Here is a 16,914-nt window from a genome sequence, read left to right as displayed (position 1 = left end):
CGTCCGACGGCCGACCGTAGGCTGGTCACCGTGACCTCGCCGACCACGCTCGACCCCGCACCGTCGCTGCTCGACCGGTGGCGGCCGCGCTGGGTGTGGCCGGCCGTCCTCGCCAACCTCGTCGGGCAGATCGTCATCGTCGGCACCGGCGGCGCGGTCCGCCTCACCGGCTCCGGCCTCGGCTGCTCGACGTGGCCGCAGTGCGAGCCCGGCGAGTTCACTCCCCGGTTCCACGACGCGACGTCGATCCACCCGTTCATCGAGTTCGGCAACCGGACCGTCAGCGGCCTCCTCGTGGCCGTCGGCGTCGTCGTCGCCCTGCTGGTCTTCACCGACCGTTCGCGCGTGCGGTCGTACCGCTGGCTCGGCCTGGCCCCGCTGGTCGGGGTGCTCGTGCAGGCGGTCGTCGGCGGCATCACCGTGCTGGTCGACCTGCACCCGGCGATCGTCGCGAGCCACCTGCTCATCTCGATGGCCCTCGTGGCGGTGTCGATGTGGCTGGTGGTGCGGACCCGGGAGGGCGACGCACCGCCCGTCTCGCTCGTCGACGGGACGACGCGTGGCCTGATGTGGGTGCTCGCCGCGCTCACGGTCGTCGTCCTGGGGCTGGGGGTCGTGACCACCGGAGCCGGCCCGCACTCGGGGGACGACGAGATCGGCTACCGGTTCGCCCTCGACCCGTACACGGTCGCGCGCGTGCACTCCGCGGCGGTCTGGGCGTTCGTCGTGGTCCTCGTCGCCGTGCTCGTCCGGGTCCTGCGGGCCGGCGTCCCGGGCCGGGCGCGGACCACCGGCTGGGTGCTGCTCGGCGTGACGCTCGGCCAGGGTCTCGTCGGGTACGTCCAGCTGTTCACGGGTCTGCCGATCGCGCTCGTCAACCTGCACCTCGTGGGGGCGGCGCTCCTGACCGCAGGTGTGGTGTCGTTCGCCGGATCCCTCCGCGTCCGTGGAGATGTGTCGGAGGTCACACCTACGCTCGCGGTATGACTCCTGCGATCGTCGCGCAAGGCCTCGTCAAGAAGTACAAGGACGTCACCGCCCTCGACGGCGTGGACCTCACGGTTCCTACCGGCACCGTCCTCGGGCTCCTGGGACCCAACGGTGCGGGCAAGACGACCATCGTCCGGATCCTCACCACCCTGCTCCAGCCCGACGCCGGCTCCGCGGAGGTCGCCGGCATCGACGTGCTCGCCGCCCCCCGCGCCGTGCGCCGCAAGATCGGCCTCTCCGGTCAGTACGCGGCCGTCGACGAGTACCTGACGGGCTACGAGAACCTCGAGATGATCGGCCGCCTCTACCACCTCGGTCGCAGACGGTCGAGCGAGCGGGCGCGCGAGCTGCTCGCGTCGTTCCGGCTCGAGGACGCCGCCGACAGGCCGTCGAAGACGTACTCCGGCGGCATGCGACGCCGGCTCGACCTCGCCGGCGCCCTCGTCGCCGACCCACCCGTGATCTTCCTCGACGAGCCCACGACGGGCCTCGACCCACGCGGGCGCACGGAGATGTGGGACGTCATCCAGACCCTGGTCGCCGGGGGCACGACCCTGCTGCTCACCACGCAGTACCTCGAGGAGGCCGACCTGCTCGCCGACGACATCGTCGTCATCGACCACGGGCGGATCATCGCGCACGGCACCTCCGACCAGCTCAAGCAGCAGGTCGGCGGCGAACGTCTCGAGCTCACCGTGCGCGACGCCTCCCGGCTCGACGAGGCGCGGACCCTCCTGGAGCCGCTGGCCGTCGGCCCCGCCACGGTCGAGGCCAACCGCCGAGCGCTCCTGTTCCCCGTGCAGGGGGGCGCCCAGACCCTCACGGAGGCGCTGCGGGTGCTGGACGGCGCGGGCCTGATGCTCGACGACGTCGGGCTACGACGGCCGACGCTGGACGACGTCTTCCTCTCCCTCACGGGCCACGTGTCCGAGGACGAGCCCGTCAGCGAGAAGGCGGGTGTGTGATGTCCGCGACCGTGTTCACCGACGCGTACGTCGTCGCCAAGCGCAACATCATCAAGATCAAGAGGGTCCCCGACCTCCTGGTCTTCACCACGCTGTCGCCGATCATGTTCGTGCTGCTGTTCGCGTACGTGTTCGGCGGCGCGATCAACGTCCCCGGCGGCGCGGACCCCGACGCCTACCGCGAGTTCCTCATGGCGGGGATCTTCGCCCAGACCGTCATCTTCGGCGCCACGATCACCGGCGCCGGCCTCGCGGACGACGTCAAGAAGGGCATCATCGACCGCTTCCGGTCCCTGCCCATGGCCCCGTCCGCGGTCCTCACCGGTCGGACGCTCTCGGACGTCGTGAACAACGTCATCGTCCTCGTCGTCATGGCGCTCACCGGCCTGCTCGTCGGGTGGGGCATCCACAGCTCCCCCGCCGAGGCCGCGCTCGGGTTCCTGCTGCTGCTGGTGTTCGCGTACGCGATCTCGTGGGTCATGGCCTGGCTCGGGATGCTCGTGCCGAGCGTCGAGGTGTTCAACAACGCCACGTTCATCGTGATCTTCCCGCTGACGTTCGTCGCGAACACGTTCGTGCCGCTCGAGACGCTGCCCGCGCCGCTGCAGACGTTCGCCGAGTGGAACCCGGTGTCGGCGGTGACGCAGGCGTCACGCGAGCTCTTCGGCAACATCCCGGCAGGCGTCCCGACCCCGGACGCCTGGCCGCTGCAGCACGCCGAGGTCTACACGCTCATCTGGACGGGCGTGTTCCTGCTCATCTTCGTGCCGCTGGCCAACATGCAGTACCGCAGGTCGACGAGCCGCTGACAGCGCGACGCCCGGTCCCTGCACGGGCCCGGGCGTCGCGAGGCCGCCAGGCGGGCGGTCAGGTGTGCTCAGGGCCGGTCACCCCGGCGGAGCCGGGACGACCTCCTCCAGCGTCGACCACTGCCGCGCTCGGGCCGCGGCGGCGGCCAGGACCCCGGTGATCGCCGTGGGACTGTGCAGCCGCCCCGCCAGGACCGCGTCCACGGCCTCGTCGAGCGGCAGCCAGGCGAGGGCCATGTCCGCCTCCTCGTCGACCCGCGTGTACCGGTCGGCGTCGGGGACGGCCGAGAGGTCACGCGCGAGGAAGACGACGATCCGCTCGTCGGAACCGCCGGGCGACGTGAAGAAGTCCACGAGCGTCCACCACGAGCCGGCGACCAGGTCGGCCTCCTCGGCGAGCTCACGCGCGGCGGCGACGACGAGCTCCTCGCCCTCCACGTCGAGCAGCCCCGCGGGCAGCTCCCACAGCTCGTGGCGGACGGGGTGCCGGTACTGCGACACGAGCAGCACCCGGTCGGCCTCGTCGAGCGCGACGACCGCGACGGCCCCCGGGTGGTCGACGTACTCACGGACCACCTGCGAGTCACCGAGGTCGACGACGTCCGTCGCCAGGTCCCACACCTTCCCGTGGTGCAGGACCTCGTGCGACACGACCGGACGTGGCGCCGCCGAGTCGGCGACGACGTGCTCGGCCATCAGACCTCGTCGGTGCGCTGCGCGAGCGCGGCGCCGATCAGGCCCGAGAACAGCGGGTGCGCACGCGTCGGGCGCGACTTGAACTCGGGGTGCGCCTGCGTCGCGACGAAGTACGGGTGCACGTCGCGCGGCAGCTCGACGAACTCCACGAGCGACGTGTCCGGCGAGACGCCGGAGATGACCAGGCCGGCCGCCTCGAGCTTGTCCCGGTAGGAGTTGTTCACCTCGTACCGGTGGCGGTGCCGCTCGGTGACCGTCTCCGAGCCGTACGCCTCGGCGACCACCGAGCCGGGCGTCAGCTTGGCCTCGTAGGAGCCGAGCCGCATCGTCCCGCCGAGGTCGCCCGCACCGCCCACGATCGCCAGCTGCTCGGCCATCGTCGCGATCACCGGGTGCGCGGGGTCGTCGTCGAACTCGGACGACGACGCCCCTTCGAGGCCGAGGATCGTCCGCGAGTACTCGATGACCATGCACTGCAGACCGAGGCAGATGCCGAGCGTCGGCACCTTGTTCTCGCGCGCCCAACGCAGGGCGCCGAGCTTGCCCTCGATGCCCCGCACCCCGAAGCCGCCGGGCACGAGGACCGCGTCCACGCCCTCGAGCGCGAGGCGAGCCCCCTCGGCCGTCTGGCAGTCGTCGGACGTGACCCAGCGGATGACGACCCTCGTGTCGTGGTGGAAGCCGCCCGCACGGAGCGCCTCCGTGACCGACAGGTACGCGTCCGGCAGGTCGATGTACTTGCCGACGAGCGCCACCTCGACCTGGTGCGCCGGCTGGTGCACCCGGTGCAGGAGCTCGTCCCAGCCGGACCAGTCGACGTCCCGGAACGGCAGGCCGAGGCGCTGCACGACGTACGCGTCGAGCCCCTCGGAGTGCAGCACGCGCGGGATGTCGTAGATGCTCGGGGCGTCCTTCGCGGTGACGACGCCCTCGACGTCGACGTCGCAGAACAGCGCGATCTTCCGCTTGGTACCCTCCGGGACGTCCCGGTCCGCGCGGAGCACGATCGCGTCGGGCTGGATGCCGATGCTGCGCAGCGCGGCGACGGAGTGCTGCGTGGGCTTCGTCTTGAGCTCGCCGGACGGGCCGATGTACGGCAGGAGCGAGACGTGCAGGAAGAACACGTTGTTCCGGCCGAGGTCGTGGCGGACCTGGCGGGCCGCCTCGAGGAACGGCTGCGACTCGATGTCGCCGACCGTGCCGCCGATCTCCGTGATGATGACGTCGACGTCGTCGCTCGCCTGCGACCGCATCCGCGACTTGATCTCGTCCGTGATGTGCGGGATCACCTGGACGGTGTCGCCGAGGTACTCGCCTCGCCGCTCCTTCGCGATGACCTGGGAGTACACCTGCCCGGTCGTCACGTTGGCCGAGCCGACCAGGTCGACGTCGAGGAAGCGCTCGTAGTGGCCGACGTCGAGGTCGGTCTCCGCGCCGTCCTCGGTGACGAACACCTCACCGTGCTGGAACGGGTTCATCGTGCCCGGGTCCACGTTGAGGTACGGGTCGAGCTTCTGCATCGTGACCTTGAGGCCACGGGAGCGAAGGAGTCGACCGAGGCTGCTCGCCGTCAGTCCCTTGCCGAGTGAGGAGGCGACGCCTCCGGTGACGAAGATGTGCCGGGTCGAGGAGTCCGACCGCCCGGAGAGTCGATGCGCGCGCTCTGTCACGGGATTCCAGCCTACCCTGCTCCGGCCGTGCGCCCGAGAGGTCGGCACGGTGAGTCCCGACACGTCGGCGTCGCCCGCGGGTGCCGGCGCGGCTCAGTCCGTGGGGTCGGGGACCGTCGCCGCAGGCTCCGACGACGGGGCCGGCTGCCGCTCGACCCGCAAGAAGCCCGTCACCGTGCCACGGTCGAGCAGGCCGATCCCCGCGGCGACCACCACGACCGAGACCAGGGCTCCTCCGACCGCCGCGGCGATCGCCGACCCGACGTCTCCTCCGACGAACGAGCCGATGGTGTCGACGACCCAGCGCCCCAGCGCGGCCCCCGCCGCACCGCCCGCGACGACCACCACGACGGTGCGCGCCAGGCCCCGCAGTGCCTCAGGCCCGGCCGCACGGTGCAGCCCGGCGAGCGCACCGATGCCGCCGACGAGCATCCCCGTCGAGCTCGCGAGCGCGAGGGCGACGAGCGTCCCCGTCGAGTCGTGGCCGTCGGGCACCAGCAGCGCGGCGAGCACGACGGACGCGACCGCCGCCGTCCCCCAGCCCGCCACGTTCGCGGTGATGGCGAGCCGGCCGCGCTCGAGCGCGTACAACGCGCGCGACGCGTGGAACATCACGGCGAACCCGAGGAGACCGGGCAGGAGCAGCGTGATCGCCGGCGTCATCGCAGCAGCGGTCTCGGGGTCGTCCCCGAACGTGCCGAACACGTCGGCGATCGCGGGAGCCGCAGCGGCCACGGCGGCTGCGCCGACGCCGGCCGACACGACGACGGCTCGGGTCGTCACGGAGGCCATGGTGGCGAACTCGACGTGCCGCCCGGCCGCCGCTCGCGCGGCCAGCCGCGGGAACGTCGACGTCGCGAGCGGCACGACGAGCACGGCGTACGGCAGGAGGTACACCTGCTGCGACCACAGGTACAGGCTGAACGTGCCGTCGTCACCCTTCCACGGCGACACGAGGAGCACGACGAGCGTCGCGAGCTGCTGCGCGACGACCGACCCCACACCGGCGAACGCCAGTGCGCGCAGCCGTCGGCCGATGCCCGGCGCGAACCGGAGCGTCGGCCGAAGGCGGACCCCGAGCCGGTGTACCGGCACGAACATCGGCAGGCACATCGCGGCCACCCCGAGCGTGGTCCCCCACGCGAGCAGCGACAGCGGCCCGGACCCGACGGCCGCCGGGTCGTCCCGCTCACCGGCCGCGAGGGCCCCGTAGACCGCGTACGTCGCGATCACCACGACCGACGACAGCACCGGGGCGAACGCGGGCCAGAAGAACCGCTTGTGCGCCTGCAGGACGGCGTACAGCAGCACCGCGACCCCGTACAGCGGGATCTGGATCGCGAAGACCAGGATGAAGAACCGGAGCAGGTCCCGGTAGGCGGCGTCCAGGTCGCCCGGCCAGACGTCGGCGATGAACCCGCTCGCCGCCGCCAGGACGGCGCCGAGCGGCACCAGCACGAGGAGCGTCCACCCGAGCGCCGCCGAGGCGATGCCGTCGACGTCCTTGCGCAGCCCCCGGGAGACCGGGAGCGCGAGCAGCGGCACGAGCGCACCCGCGAGCGCACCGCCGGCCGCCGCCTCGAACAGGATGTTCGGCATCATGTTCGCCGTGTTGTAGGCGCCGCCGATGCTGCCCCCGCCGTGGAACGCGTGCGCCTGCACCAGGTACCTCGCGAACCCGAGGAGCCGGCTCAGCACCGTGATCGCCGCGATCATCGCGGCGGCACCGCCGAGGCCGCCGACGAGGCGGCGGACCGCTGGGCTCACGCCGCGCCGGTCGACGATGCGCCCGCCGCCGAACCACCAGCCGCCGAACCACCGGCCGCCGAGCCGCCGGTGGACGAGCCGCCGGTGGACGAGCCGCCCGGGCCGGGCGCCTCGTGCGCGGGCCGCCGGCCGAGGGCGTCGAGCTCCCGCAGCACCGGAGTGCGCTCGATCACCCGCGTGAAGCTGACCTTCTCGCTCGCGATCGTGAGGCCAGCGACGACACCCAGCGCCACGAGCCGGACCCGCCGCGGCGCGCTCAGCACGAGCGCCGCCCCGAGGGTCGCGCCGAGCGCGTTCGCGCCGCCGTCCCCGAGCATGTCCGTCTCGTGCAGGTCCTGGTCGAACGCGGCCCCGGCGGCACCGAGCACCGACGACGCCCCGCCGGCTCCCGCACCGTTGCCGAGCGCGAGCGGTGCCGCGACGAGCGTCGCCGCCTTGAGCGCACGGCCAGGTCGGAGGTCGAGCAGGTTCAGGAGGTTCGCGCTCGCCGCGATGAGCGCGCCGGAGGTCACGACGTCGAGCAGGTGGCCCGCGAGCGGTGTGCGCCGGCCGGCGTCGTCCCTGCCCGGCAGCGCCAGCGCCGCCGCCACCAGTGCGCCCGCGCCGATGCCGAGCACCTTGAGGCCGCCGGTCGTCACCTCGCCCCGGGCCATCGCACCGAGGTGCCCCCGGAGCCCCTTGCGCTTGGCCTCCGTGTCCTCCGCGAGGTCGTCGACGATCCCGAACGCCGCACCCGCGGCGGTCGCGACCCCGACGGCCGCCGCCGCGCGGCCCGACGGAGCACCCACGACCGACCCGACGAGCAGGCCCGCCGCGACCGCGGGTCCCTCGAGCATGCTCACGGGCTCGCCACGGTGGTTCGTCCGCGTCCAGCGCGCCGGGCCGCCCGGTGCCTGCGCGTCGAGCGCGCCGCGCACGACCGCGGTCGTGACGCTGCCCGCGACCGCGGCAGCGACCTTGCGGAACGGGTGCATGCTCATCCCTGGGTCTCGCCCGTCGGCGGCACGAGCGCGCTCTGCGGGGTGCGGTCGACGGGAGTGAGCGTCACGGGCTCGGGCATCACCGTCAGCCCGTCGCCGAAGCCGTAGTGCCCGTTCACCCCGCCGATGCGGGCGGCGAGCGCGAGCGGCACCGACACCTGCCCCGGGACCTCCTCGGACTCCGACACCGTGGTCAGCGTCGAGGCGAGCTCGTCGTCGGCGAGGACCGCCTCGGTGAGGCTGCCCTCGTCGAGCGCCCCGTCCGCGAGCACCGCCCCCTCGGTCAGCTTCTGGGCGGCGGTGAGCACGCCGAGCTGCGCGTCCACGAGGTCCTTCTGGTCGGCCGCCGTCGTGGGCGACGCGTCGTCCGAGCCCTGCTGCTCGGCGGGAGCGAGCACCACGACGGCGTCGGCCGGCGTCTCGACCGGGTCCTGCAGCGTCACGAGAGGCGAGTCGCCGCCGCTGAGCACCTCGAGCACGCTCGACGCGTCCAGCGTGAGCGTGTCCGGCGACGCCGGGTCGGCGCCGGTGAGGCCCTCGATGAGGGCGTACGTCAGGTCCGTCTGCGCGCCCTCGTCCTCGCCGGGCACCGGGTCGAGCAGCGTGAGGATGTTGCCGACGAGCGCCTGGCGGTAGCTCGCGACGTCGGGGTCCGTCCACGACTCGGTGAGGGTCACGTGCGCGGTGACGCTGGCGCCCGCCTGGGCGAGCCGGTCGTCGACGGCCTTGCGGCGGTCGTCGTCCACCGGGCCGAGCGCGATGACGGCGACGCGGCGGTCCGTGAGCGCCCCGGCGAGCAGCTGCGGCGCGGCCGCGTCCACGTACGCGGTCGTGTCGGCGAGGTCTCCGGCGGACTCGTCGAGCTGGGTCCGCAGCGTGTCCTTCTCGGCACGCAGCTGCTCGACCTGACCGGTGAGGGTGTCCCCGATCGTCTCCTTGAGCGGACCGGCGCCGAGCGCGATGCCGACGGCGAGCGCCAGGAACACGGAGATGAGCGAGACGATGTGGTACCTGAAGTCGATCACGGTGCGAGGTCTCCGTCGGGGGTTGCGCCGCGCGGCGGCGCCAGGAACGAGGGCGTGGGTCGGGGGCAGGCGTGCGGGCTCACGGCGCGGCCCCGAACAGCTCGCGCACCCAGGACGTCATGTCGTCGACGCGTGCGCCCACGAGCCCGAGCAGCGTCTGGCCGGCGGCGGTCGACGCGAGCGCGACACCGAGCGCGAGGAGCCCGGCGAGCACCAGCAGGACGAGCTGCAGGTTCGAGATCCGGTGCTTGTACAGGCGTGAGACGCCCTTGGCGTCGATCAGCTTGCCACCCACCCGGAGGCGGGTGAGGAACGTGCTCGCCATGCCGGAACGGCCCTTGTCGAGGAACTCGACGAGCGTCGCGTGCGTGCCGACCGCGACGATGAGCTCCGCGCCCTTGTCGTCGGCCAGGAGCATCGCGACGTCCTCGCTGGTGCCCGTCGCGGGGAACACGACGTGCTTGACGCCGAGCTGCTCCACACGGGCGAGCCCGGGCGCGCGACCGTCGCGGTAGGCGTGCACGACGACCTCCGCGCCGCACATGAGCGACCGGTCGGACACCGAGTCCATGTCGCCGACGATCATGTCGGGCTTCCAGCCCGCGTCGAGGATCGCGTCCGCGCCGCCGTCGACCCCGATGAGCACCGGCCGGTACTCGCGGATGTACGGGCGCAGCGTGACGAGGTCCTCCTTGTAGTGGTAGCCGCGGACGACGATGAGAACCTGCCGGCCCTCGATCGGCGTCGAGATGTCGGGCACCCCGACGCCGTCCAGCAGCAGCTCCCGCTCACGGCGCAGGTAGTCCATCGTGTTCGCGGCGAACGACTCGAGCTGCACGGACAGGCCCGCCCGGGCCTCCTCCATCGTCGCGGCGACCGTCGCGGGAGTCTGCTCGACCCCCTCGGACACGAGGGTCTCGCCGTCGTAGACGGACGCCCCGACGACGCGCAGCCGGTGCCCCTCGGTGATCGCCATGACGTCCGGCCCGAGGTCGTCGACCAGCGGGATGCCCGCCGCGACGAGGATCTCGGGGCCCAGGTTCGGGTAGCGACCGGACGTGGACCGTGCCGCGTTGAGCACCGCCGCGGGCTGGCAGGCGACCAGCGCCTCCGCCGACACGCGGTCGAGGTCCAGGTGGTCGATCACCGCGACGTCACCGGCGCGGAGCCGCTTCGTCAGTGCCTTGGTCCGGGGGTCGACGCGGGCGGGTCCGGCGACGACTCCGGATTCGGGCAGGGGCGTGCGTCTACGCAGGGAAGCTCTCATCGCCGCTCATCGTCCCACGGACGAGAGCTCGAGCAGTTCCGCGGCGTGCGTGCGCGCCGCCTGCGAGTCGTCCTGCCCGGACAGCATCCGGGCCAGCTCCCGCACGCGGTCCTCGCCCTCGACCGGACGGACGTCCGACTCCGTGACGACGTCGACGCCGTCCGACGTGGACTTCGTCACGACGAGATGCCGGTCGCCGAACGCCGCGACCTGCGCGAGGTGCGTCACCACGAGGACCTGGCTGCCCCGGGCGAGCTCGGCGAGCCGCCGGCCGATCTCGATCGCCGCCCTGCCACCGACGCCGGCGTCGACCTCGTCGAACACGAACGTGCCCGGGCGAGCCTCGTCGTCGTGCGGCGCCGTCGCGAGCGCGACCTCGAGCGCCAGCATCACGCGCGACAGCTCGCCGCCTGAAGCACCCTTCCCCAGCGGCCGGGCCGGCGCGCCGGCGTGCGGCACGAGCAGCATCTCGACCCGGTCTGCGCCGTGCGGGCCGGGCGCGTCCGCGGGCTCCACCACGACCTGGAGCTGCGCACCGGCCATCGCCAGCCCGGTGAGCTCCTGCGAGACGACGTCTGCGAGACGCTGCGCGGCCTCCGCGCGCCCGAGGGTGAGCGTGCGCGCCAGCTCGGCGATCGACGCGTCGAGCCCGTCCCGCGTCGCACGAAGCTCCTCGATGCGCTGGTCGCCGCCCTCGAGCTCCAGCAGGCGCAGACCCGACGCGGCGGCCCACTCGAGGACCTGTGCGACGTCCGCGCCGTAGCTGCGCGTCAGCGTGCCGAGCTCGGCGCGTCGCTGGTGCACGACCTCGAGCCGCCGCGGGTCCGCCTGCAGGTCCTCGAGGTAGGCGCCGAGCTCGGTCGACGCGTCGGCGAGCAGGTACCCGGCCTCGGCGACGCGTGTCGCGAGGGCCGCGAGCGTCGGGTCGTGCGTGCCCGCCTGGTCGAGCAGACGGCGGGCGTGCTCCACGACGGCGGCCGCGGACACCGCGTCCGTCCCGCCGTCCTCGTCGCCCGTCAGGGCCGCGTGCGCACCCGACGCCGCGGCGCGCAGGTCCTCGGCGTGCGCGAGCCGCTCCGCCTCCTCGGCGAGCGCGACGTCCTCCCCCGGCTGCGGGTCCACCCGCTCCACCTCGCCGAGCCCGAGCCGCAGCAGCTCGGCCTCACGCGAGCGGTCCTGTGCGCGCTCGACGAGCTCGGTCAGCTCGGTGTCGACCCGCGCGCGCTCCGCCCAGGCGGTGCGGTACCGGCCGAGCGTCTCCCGGTGCTGCGGACCGACGAACGCGTCGAGCGCCTCCCTCTGGTGCGCAGGCGAACGCAGCCGCGCCTGGTCGGCCTGGCCGTGCACGGTCACGAGCGCCTGCGCGAGCTCACCGAGCACCGCCTGCGGCACCGAGCGTCCACCGACGAACGCGCGCGACCGGCCGCTGCCGCCGTCACCGCCCGCACCGACCGTCCTGACCAGCAGGAGGCTGCCGTCGTCGTCGAGCTCGGCCCCCGCCTCCTCCGCCCGGACCAGCGCAGGGGCGTCCGCCGGCAGCACGACACGCCCCTCGACCGCCGCCGCCTGCGCCTGGGTGCGAACGGTCGCCGGGTCCGCCTTGCCGCCGAGCAGCAGCGACAGGGCCGTCAGCACCATCGTCTTGCCGGCGCCCGTCTCTCCCGTCAGCACGGTCAGCCCCGGTCCGAGCTGGACGTGTGCGCGGCCGATGACGCCGAGGTTCTGGATCCGGATCTCCTCGATCACCGTGCGTCCTCCGTCGCAGATCCGCCGTTCCGTCGGGGGCGTCCGCGCCACCCCTCCACCGGCAGGCCGAACTTGTGCACCAGGCGGGTCGTGAACGGCGCAGGAGTGAGCCGTGCGAGTCGCACCGGCACGTCGCTGCGCGTCACCTCGACCCGGGCCCCACGGGGGACCTCCAGCCGGCGCCGACCGTCGCAGGTGACGATCCCGGCGGCCGGTGACCGGTCGAGAACCTCGAGCGCCAGCCGGCTGCGAGGCCCGACCACGAGCGGGCGCGCGAACAGTGCGTGCGCCGACAGCGGCACGAGGATCATCCCGTCGACGTCGGGCCACACCACGGGCCCGCCCGCCGAGAACGCGTGCGCCGTCGAGCCGGTGGCCGTCGCCGCGACGACGCCGTCGCACCCGAACGACGACAGCGGGTGGCCGTCGACCTCGAGCATCACCTCGAGCATGCGCGACCGGTCGACCTTCTCCAGCGCCGCCTCGTTCAGCGCCCACCCCGTGCTCACCTCGCCCTCGGGCGTCAGGACACGCACGTCGAGGGTGCCGCGCTCCTCGACCGTGTAGTCCCCGGAGGTGAGCCGTCGCACGGCGTCGCCGATGTCGTCCCGCTCGGCCTCGGCGAGGAAGCCCACGTGCCCGAGGTTGACGCCGAGCAGCGGCACCGACGTGCCGCGGGTCAGCTCGGCGGCGCGCAGGATCGTCCCGTCGCCACCGAGCACGATCCCGAGCTCGAACGCCGGCATGTCCTCACGTGTCGCGTCCTCCGGGGCGAGGAACGGCTCGACGCCTGCCGCCTCCAGCTCCTCCACCGCCTCCTTCGTGGCCGCGACCGCCTCCTCGCGGCCACGGTGCGTCACGACCAGCGCTCGCCGCGTCACGCGTCACCGCCCTGGCGCTCCGGGTCGGACGCGCCCACGTCGTGGCCCGTGGCCCCCGCCACGACGGGGACCGCGACGTGCGCGCCGTCCACGACCACCGAGGTCACCGCCGCCTCGACCGCCGTGAGCCACGCGTCCCCCGACCGGTCCGACCCGGCCGGAGCGTCCTCGCCACGCGCACCGGGTTCGCGCCGGTCGTCGCCCCGCAGCCACAGGAAGTACTCGACGTTCCCGCTCGGTCCGGGCAGCACGCTCGGCAGCACCGCCCGGACGTCCATGCCCAGCCCCCGCGCCGCACGCGCGACGTGGACGACCGCACCCGCGCGCAAGGCAGGATCCCGCACGACACCCCCCGACCCCAGGCGCTCCCGACCCACCTCGAACTGCGGCTTGACCATCACCAGCAGGTCCGCGCCGGGCGCGGCCACGTCCACCAGGGCGGGCAGGACGAGCGTCAGGGAGATGAACGACAGGTCTGCGACGACGAGACCAGGTGCCGGGTCCACGGCTCCTCGGACCAGGTCGCGCACGTTGACACCTTCACGCGACTCGACACGGGCGTCGGCCGCGAGCTCGGGCAGCAGCTGACCGTGACCGACGTCGACCGCGACGACCCGGCCCGCGCCACGACGCAGCAGCACGTCCGTGAAGCCGCCGGTGCTCGCTCCGGCGTCGAGGCAGACGCGCCCCCGCACGCCCGGTCCCGCGTCACCGAGCGCGTCGAGCGCCCCCGCGAGCTTGTGCCCTGCGCGGGAGGCGAACCCGGGATCGCTCGCGTCGACCGCCACGAGGAGCTCGTGCTCGGCCGACACCTGCACCGCGCTGCGTCGTGCGGGACTGCCGTCGACCGACACCCGACCCGCCGCGATGAGCTCGCCGGCCTGACGACGCGACCGGGCGAGGCCCCGGTGCACCAGCTCGCTGTCCAGCCGTGTGGTCACGCGCCCGCGCCCTCCGCGTCGGCGAGCCGGTCCTGCAGGGCGCCGTGCACGGCGTCGAAGGCGGCGACGTGCTCCCTGAGGGGTGCGTCGTCGAGCCCGTCCAGGCGGGTGAGTGCCTCGTCGACGTGCGCGTCACCCGTCGGCCCGGCCGACGGCGCACCCGCCGTGCCGTCCGTGGACGCGTCACGACGGACCGAGGCCGGCGTGGGCCGGGCGGCCACGTCGTCTGGACCCGCGTCGGTGTCCGTGCCGGACGTCGTGCTCACGGTGGCTCCTCGTCTCTCGTCGTCCCCGGTGCGGGCCGTCGCGCGCGACGCTCCCGAGGAGCGCCGGGCGACCGGACCGTTCCGCAGGAGCATCGTCACCGCGACCGCCGGGACGCGCCCACGCTACCCGGCGTCGCCCACGGTGCGACGGTCGCCGTCCACAAGCCCACCGGCGAGTCGCGCGGGGTGCGGACGCGGCCGGGCCGCGACCGTCAGCCTCCGGCCCCGAGCACGTCCAGCTCCGGCACGCTGCCCGGGTCGAGCACCCCGCCCTCGTCGACGAACGCCCACGCGGCGGCGCACGCTGCCCGCACCAGGTCGAGGCGGTCCTCCAGGTCGTCGCCCGCACGACCCAGCTCGAGACGGCCGCCGGTGACCCGCGCGGCTGCGTCACGCACCGACCACCATCCCTCGGCCGCCTGCGCCGGCTCGGGGTGAGAGACGAGCAGGGACCGCAGGTCCGCGCCGATGAAGTGCGGACGCTCGCCCGGCACGGCGAGCACGTCGTCGCGCGCCGAGCTGACGCCCGTGAGGACGTGCAGGCCGAGGTAGCCGCCCGACCTGGCCCCCGCCAGGTCAGTGTCCAGACGGTCACCGATGACGAGCGCCTCACGCGCACCCGCGCGCTCGACAGCCATGTGGTACATCGTCGGCGTGGGCTTGCCGGCGCTGTCCGGGACGACGCCCGTCGCGGCCCGCACCGCCCCGACGAGCGACCCGTTGCCCGGCGCGAAGCCCCGCGCGGTCGGCAGGCTCAGGTCGAGGTTCGACGCGACGTGCCACGCGCCGCGCTGGACGGCGTAGGCGGCCTCGGCCAGCTGCACCCACCCGAGGTCCGGCGCGAACCCCTGAGCCACCGCCTCCGGCTCGTCGTCGGCGGAGTCCACGACCGTGAACCCGGCCTGCTGCACGGCAGTCACGAGACCGGCGCCCCCGACGACCAGCACCTTCGCCCCACGCGCGAGCCGCGTACGGAGCAGCTGAGCAGCGGCCTGCGCGGCGGTCATGACCTCGTTCGGCCTCGTCGGGATGCCCAGCTCGGTGAGCTGGTCGGCGACCGACTCCGGCTCGCGCGACGCGTTGTTCGTCACGAACACCAGACGCATGCCACGGTCCCGAGCCGTCGTGAGCCCGTCCGCCGCCCCGTCGATCGGCTCGTGACCGCGGTACGCGACACCGTCCAGGTCGACGAGCGCCAGGTCGAAGCGGTCCGCGAGCGGGGTCGTCGACCCCGCCAGCCCGGCCGTCACGCCTCGCCCTCCTGCGGGCGCCCGGCGTGCCCCTCGACGTCCTCGGGGTCGACGTCCACGGCCCCCGCCCCGGCCGACGCCTCGGGGGTGTCGATCTCGGTCTCCTCGGACGCACCGGCGCCCGGACCGTCGACGCCAGAGTCGACGTCCGTGACGGCGTCGTCCTGGGCGTCGACGGTCTCCGCCTCGTCGCCCTCCTCGTCCTCGTCCGACTCGTCCTCGTCCGACTCGTCCTCGTCCGCCTCGTCGAGGTCGAAGACGACGACCTCGTCCTCCTCCTCGACGTCGCCGGCCGCGGTCGCGAGCTCGACCGGGCTGTAGCCCGCGAGCTCGGCGGCGGCGTCGTCCGCACGGCCGGACGCCTCGAGCGCCGCAGCCCGTGCCTGGGCCACCCGGACGGCGAGCACCCCGCGCGACGCACGCACCGCGGGCGTCGACAGCGCCGCGACTGCAGCCTCCGCCTGACCGAGATCGAGACGAGCCCCGCTGACGACCATCGCGAGCTCGATCTGCGCCTCGGCGTCGAGCGTGGCCGCCTCGGGCTCCTGCGCGAGCGCGAGGGCGCGCTCAGGACGCCCCAGACCCCTCTCGCAGTCCGCCATGACCGGCAGGTGCTCCGACGAGCCGTTGAGCCGGCGCACCGTCCGCAGCTCCCGCAGCGCCTCGGCGTACCGACCGGTCCGATAAGCCGCGAGACCCGCCGCCTCGCGCACCACGTCGACACGGCCGGCTCGACGCACCGCAGCCTGCGCGTGCTCGTACGCGAGCTCCGGATCCCGGTCGAGCAGCCGCCCGACCATCACCAGGTGTCGCCCGACACCGTCGGCGTTGTCCTTGCTGAGTGTGCGCAGACGCCCTCGGACCGCCCGATCCAGGTCGCCGAACACGACGTCCTCGGGAATCTCGGGGCCGGCCACACGCTGGTCCTGGGGCGGTCGCGTCGCGCGCGCCTCCTGGGGCCCCCGCGCGTCGTCACGCGACGCGCGTCCTCCGGCGTACGACGCCCGTCCTGGGGCACCGGTCGCCGACGCGCCGCCCGTACCACCGCGTGCACCACCACGCGCGTGCGGCCGATGCTGGTCGGCATCCCGGCGGACGAACGGCGGCCGGTCGGTCGGGCGACGGCCCGCAGCTCGACCGTCGGAGCCGTCGCGGCCCTGGTCCCGGCGCCCGAGATCAGCGCCGTCCTCCCGGCGCGTCCATCCCGTCCGCGGGCCGCGATCCTCACGGTGCGGCTGGGTCGGACGGCCCCCACGGTCGTCGCGCGGGCGGTAGGAGGTCGCCTCTCCGCCACTCTCACGACGCGGCGCGGTCGACCCGCCGGCACGCTCGGGGCGCCCGGACGACGGACGTCCGGACCGGTCGTCGCGCGGGCGGTAGCCGGCACCACCGGACTCGGGCCGACCAGCCGACGACGGGCCGTGCCCGCGGTCGTCCCGACGCGGGTAGGACGCCCGCTCGGACCGCTCCTCGCGCGGGCGGTAGCCCGCTCCGTCAGCACGGTCGTCCCGGCGCGCGTACGGCGCACCGGCCTGGTCCCGAGAGTCTCGTCCCGCAGAGCCACCCCGGGCACCATCGCCGTACGCAGGGCGAGCCCCGGCGTCTCCGTACGACGGACGAGCGCCCTGGTCACGGCGCCCGTACGGCGGCCGCGCACCCTC

At 74.2% G+C, this 16,914-nt stretch carries 15 protein-coding genes; 3 read left to right on the top strand and 12 right to left on the bottom strand.

The genetic code is table 11. The features are described 5' to 3' along the window. The first annotated feature begins 30 nt into the window (after window positions 1-30). Genes Cch01nite_RS08360 through Cch01nite_RS08350 form a run of 3 tightly spaced genes read left to right on the top strand, consistent with a single transcriptional unit; the run spans window position 31 to window position 2,764 of the window. Window positions 31-987 carry a COX15/CtaA family protein gene (locus Cch01nite_RS08360; protein WP_203751260.1) on the top strand — a complete coding sequence of 319 codons (957 nt, stop codon included), beginning with the start codon at window positions 31-33 and terminating at the stop codon, window positions 985-987. Next, window positions 984-1,955 carry an ATP-binding cassette domain-containing protein gene (locus Cch01nite_RS08355; RefSeq protein WP_203751258.1) on the top strand — a complete coding sequence of 324 codons (972 nt, stop codon included), beginning with the start codon at window positions 984-986 and terminating at the stop codon, window positions 1,953-1,955. The genes Cch01nite_RS08360 and Cch01nite_RS08355 overlap by 4 nt, the downstream gene beginning before the upstream one ends. After that, the gene (locus Cch01nite_RS08350) at window positions 1,955-2,764 is read left to right on the top strand and encodes an ABC transporter permease (protein ID WP_203751247.1); all 810 of its coding nucleotides are present in this window, start codon (window positions 1,955-1,957) and stop codon (window positions 2,762-2,764) included. Before Cch01nite_RS08355 ends, Cch01nite_RS08350 begins: the two co-directional genes overlap by 1 nt. Window positions 2,765-2,842: 78 nt before the next feature. On the opposite strand, the gene Cch01nite_RS08345 is transcribed toward Cch01nite_RS08350, so the two are convergent. The 12 genes from Cch01nite_RS08345 to Cch01nite_RS08290 form a co-directional block, all read right to left on the bottom strand. Further along, window positions 2,843-3,460, bottom strand: a complete 618-nt coding sequence (locus tag Cch01nite_RS08345) for an NUDIX domain-containing protein (protein WP_203751245.1) — start codon at window positions 3,458-3,460, stop codon at window positions 2,843-2,845. Beyond that, window positions 3,460-5,130 carry a CTP synthase gene (gene pyrG / locus Cch01nite_RS08340; RefSeq protein ID WP_203751243.1) on the bottom strand — a complete coding sequence of 557 codons (1,671 nt, stop codon included), beginning with the start codon at window positions 5,128-5,130 and terminating at the stop codon, window positions 3,460-3,462. Before pyrG ends, Cch01nite_RS08345 begins: the two co-directional genes overlap by 1 nt. Window positions 5,131-5,223: 93 nt before the next feature. Next, on the bottom strand, window positions 5,224-6,897 hold the full coding sequence (murJ, locus tag Cch01nite_RS08335) for a murein biosynthesis integral membrane protein MurJ (RefSeq protein WP_203751240.1): 1,674 nt from the start codon (window positions 6,895-6,897) through the stop codon (window positions 5,224-5,226). Then, window positions 6,894-7,877 (bottom strand): hypothetical protein, encoded by a 984-nt coding sequence (locus Cch01nite_RS08330; protein WP_239070125.1) that lies wholly within the window; start codon window positions 7,875-7,877, stop codon window positions 6,894-6,896. The genes murJ and Cch01nite_RS08330 overlap by 4 nt, the downstream gene beginning before the upstream one ends. Continuing rightward, window positions 7,874-8,902, bottom strand: coding sequence for a copper transporter (locus Cch01nite_RS08325; protein WP_203751237.1), 1,029 nt, complete (start codon window positions 8,900-8,902; stop codon window positions 7,874-7,876). Before Cch01nite_RS08325 ends, Cch01nite_RS08330 begins: the two co-directional genes overlap by 4 nt. A gap of 79 nt (window positions 8,903-8,981) precedes the next feature. Further along, the gene (gene steA, locus Cch01nite_RS08320) at window positions 8,982-10,169 is read right to left on the bottom strand and encodes a putative cytokinetic ring protein SteA (RefSeq protein WP_203751234.1); all 1,188 of its coding nucleotides are present in this window, start codon (window positions 10,167-10,169) and stop codon (window positions 8,982-8,984) included. Between the two features lie 6 nt (window positions 10,170-10,175). Further along, entirely contained in the window at window positions 10,176-11,915 is a 1,740-nt protein-coding gene (recN, locus tag Cch01nite_RS08315; RefSeq protein WP_203751232.1) for a DNA repair protein RecN, read from the bottom strand. Further along, on the bottom strand, window positions 11,912-12,796 hold the full coding sequence (locus tag Cch01nite_RS08310) for an NAD kinase (RefSeq protein WP_203751229.1): 885 nt from the start codon (window positions 12,794-12,796) through the stop codon (window positions 11,912-11,914). The genes recN and Cch01nite_RS08310 overlap by 4 nt, the downstream gene beginning before the upstream one ends. After that, window positions 12,793-13,737: a TlyA family RNA methyltransferase gene (locus Cch01nite_RS08305; RefSeq protein WP_203751218.1), complete on the bottom strand. Its 945-nt coding sequence runs from the start codon at window positions 13,735-13,737 to the stop codon at window positions 12,793-12,795. The genes Cch01nite_RS08310 and Cch01nite_RS08305 overlap by 4 nt, the downstream gene beginning before the upstream one ends. Next, the gene (locus Cch01nite_RS08300) at window positions 13,734-14,003 is read right to left on the bottom strand and encodes a hypothetical protein (RefSeq protein ID WP_239070123.1); all 270 of its coding nucleotides are present in this window, start codon (window positions 14,001-14,003) and stop codon (window positions 13,734-13,736) included. The genes Cch01nite_RS08305 and Cch01nite_RS08300 overlap by 4 nt, the downstream gene beginning before the upstream one ends. A gap of 212 nt (window positions 14,004-14,215) precedes the next feature. After that, window positions 14,216-15,253: an HAD-IIA family hydrolase gene (locus Cch01nite_RS08295; RefSeq protein WP_203751216.1), complete on the bottom strand. Its 1,038-nt coding sequence runs from the start codon at window positions 15,251-15,253 to the stop codon at window positions 14,216-14,218. Next, entirely contained in the window at window positions 15,250-16,170 is a 921-nt protein-coding gene (locus Cch01nite_RS08290) for a hypothetical protein (RefSeq protein ID WP_239070120.1), read from the bottom strand. The genes Cch01nite_RS08295 and Cch01nite_RS08290 overlap by 4 nt, the downstream gene beginning before the upstream one ends. Window positions 16,171-16,914: the final 744 nt, after the last annotated feature.

Origin of the sequence: Cellulomonas chitinilytica, assembly GCF_016862675.1 — a bacterium.
Classification (GTDB): domain Bacteria; phylum Actinomycetota; class Actinomycetes; order Actinomycetales; family Cellulomonadaceae; genus Cellulomonas; species Cellulomonas chitinilytica.
This window is presented reverse-complemented; position numbering and strand designations above follow the sequence as displayed.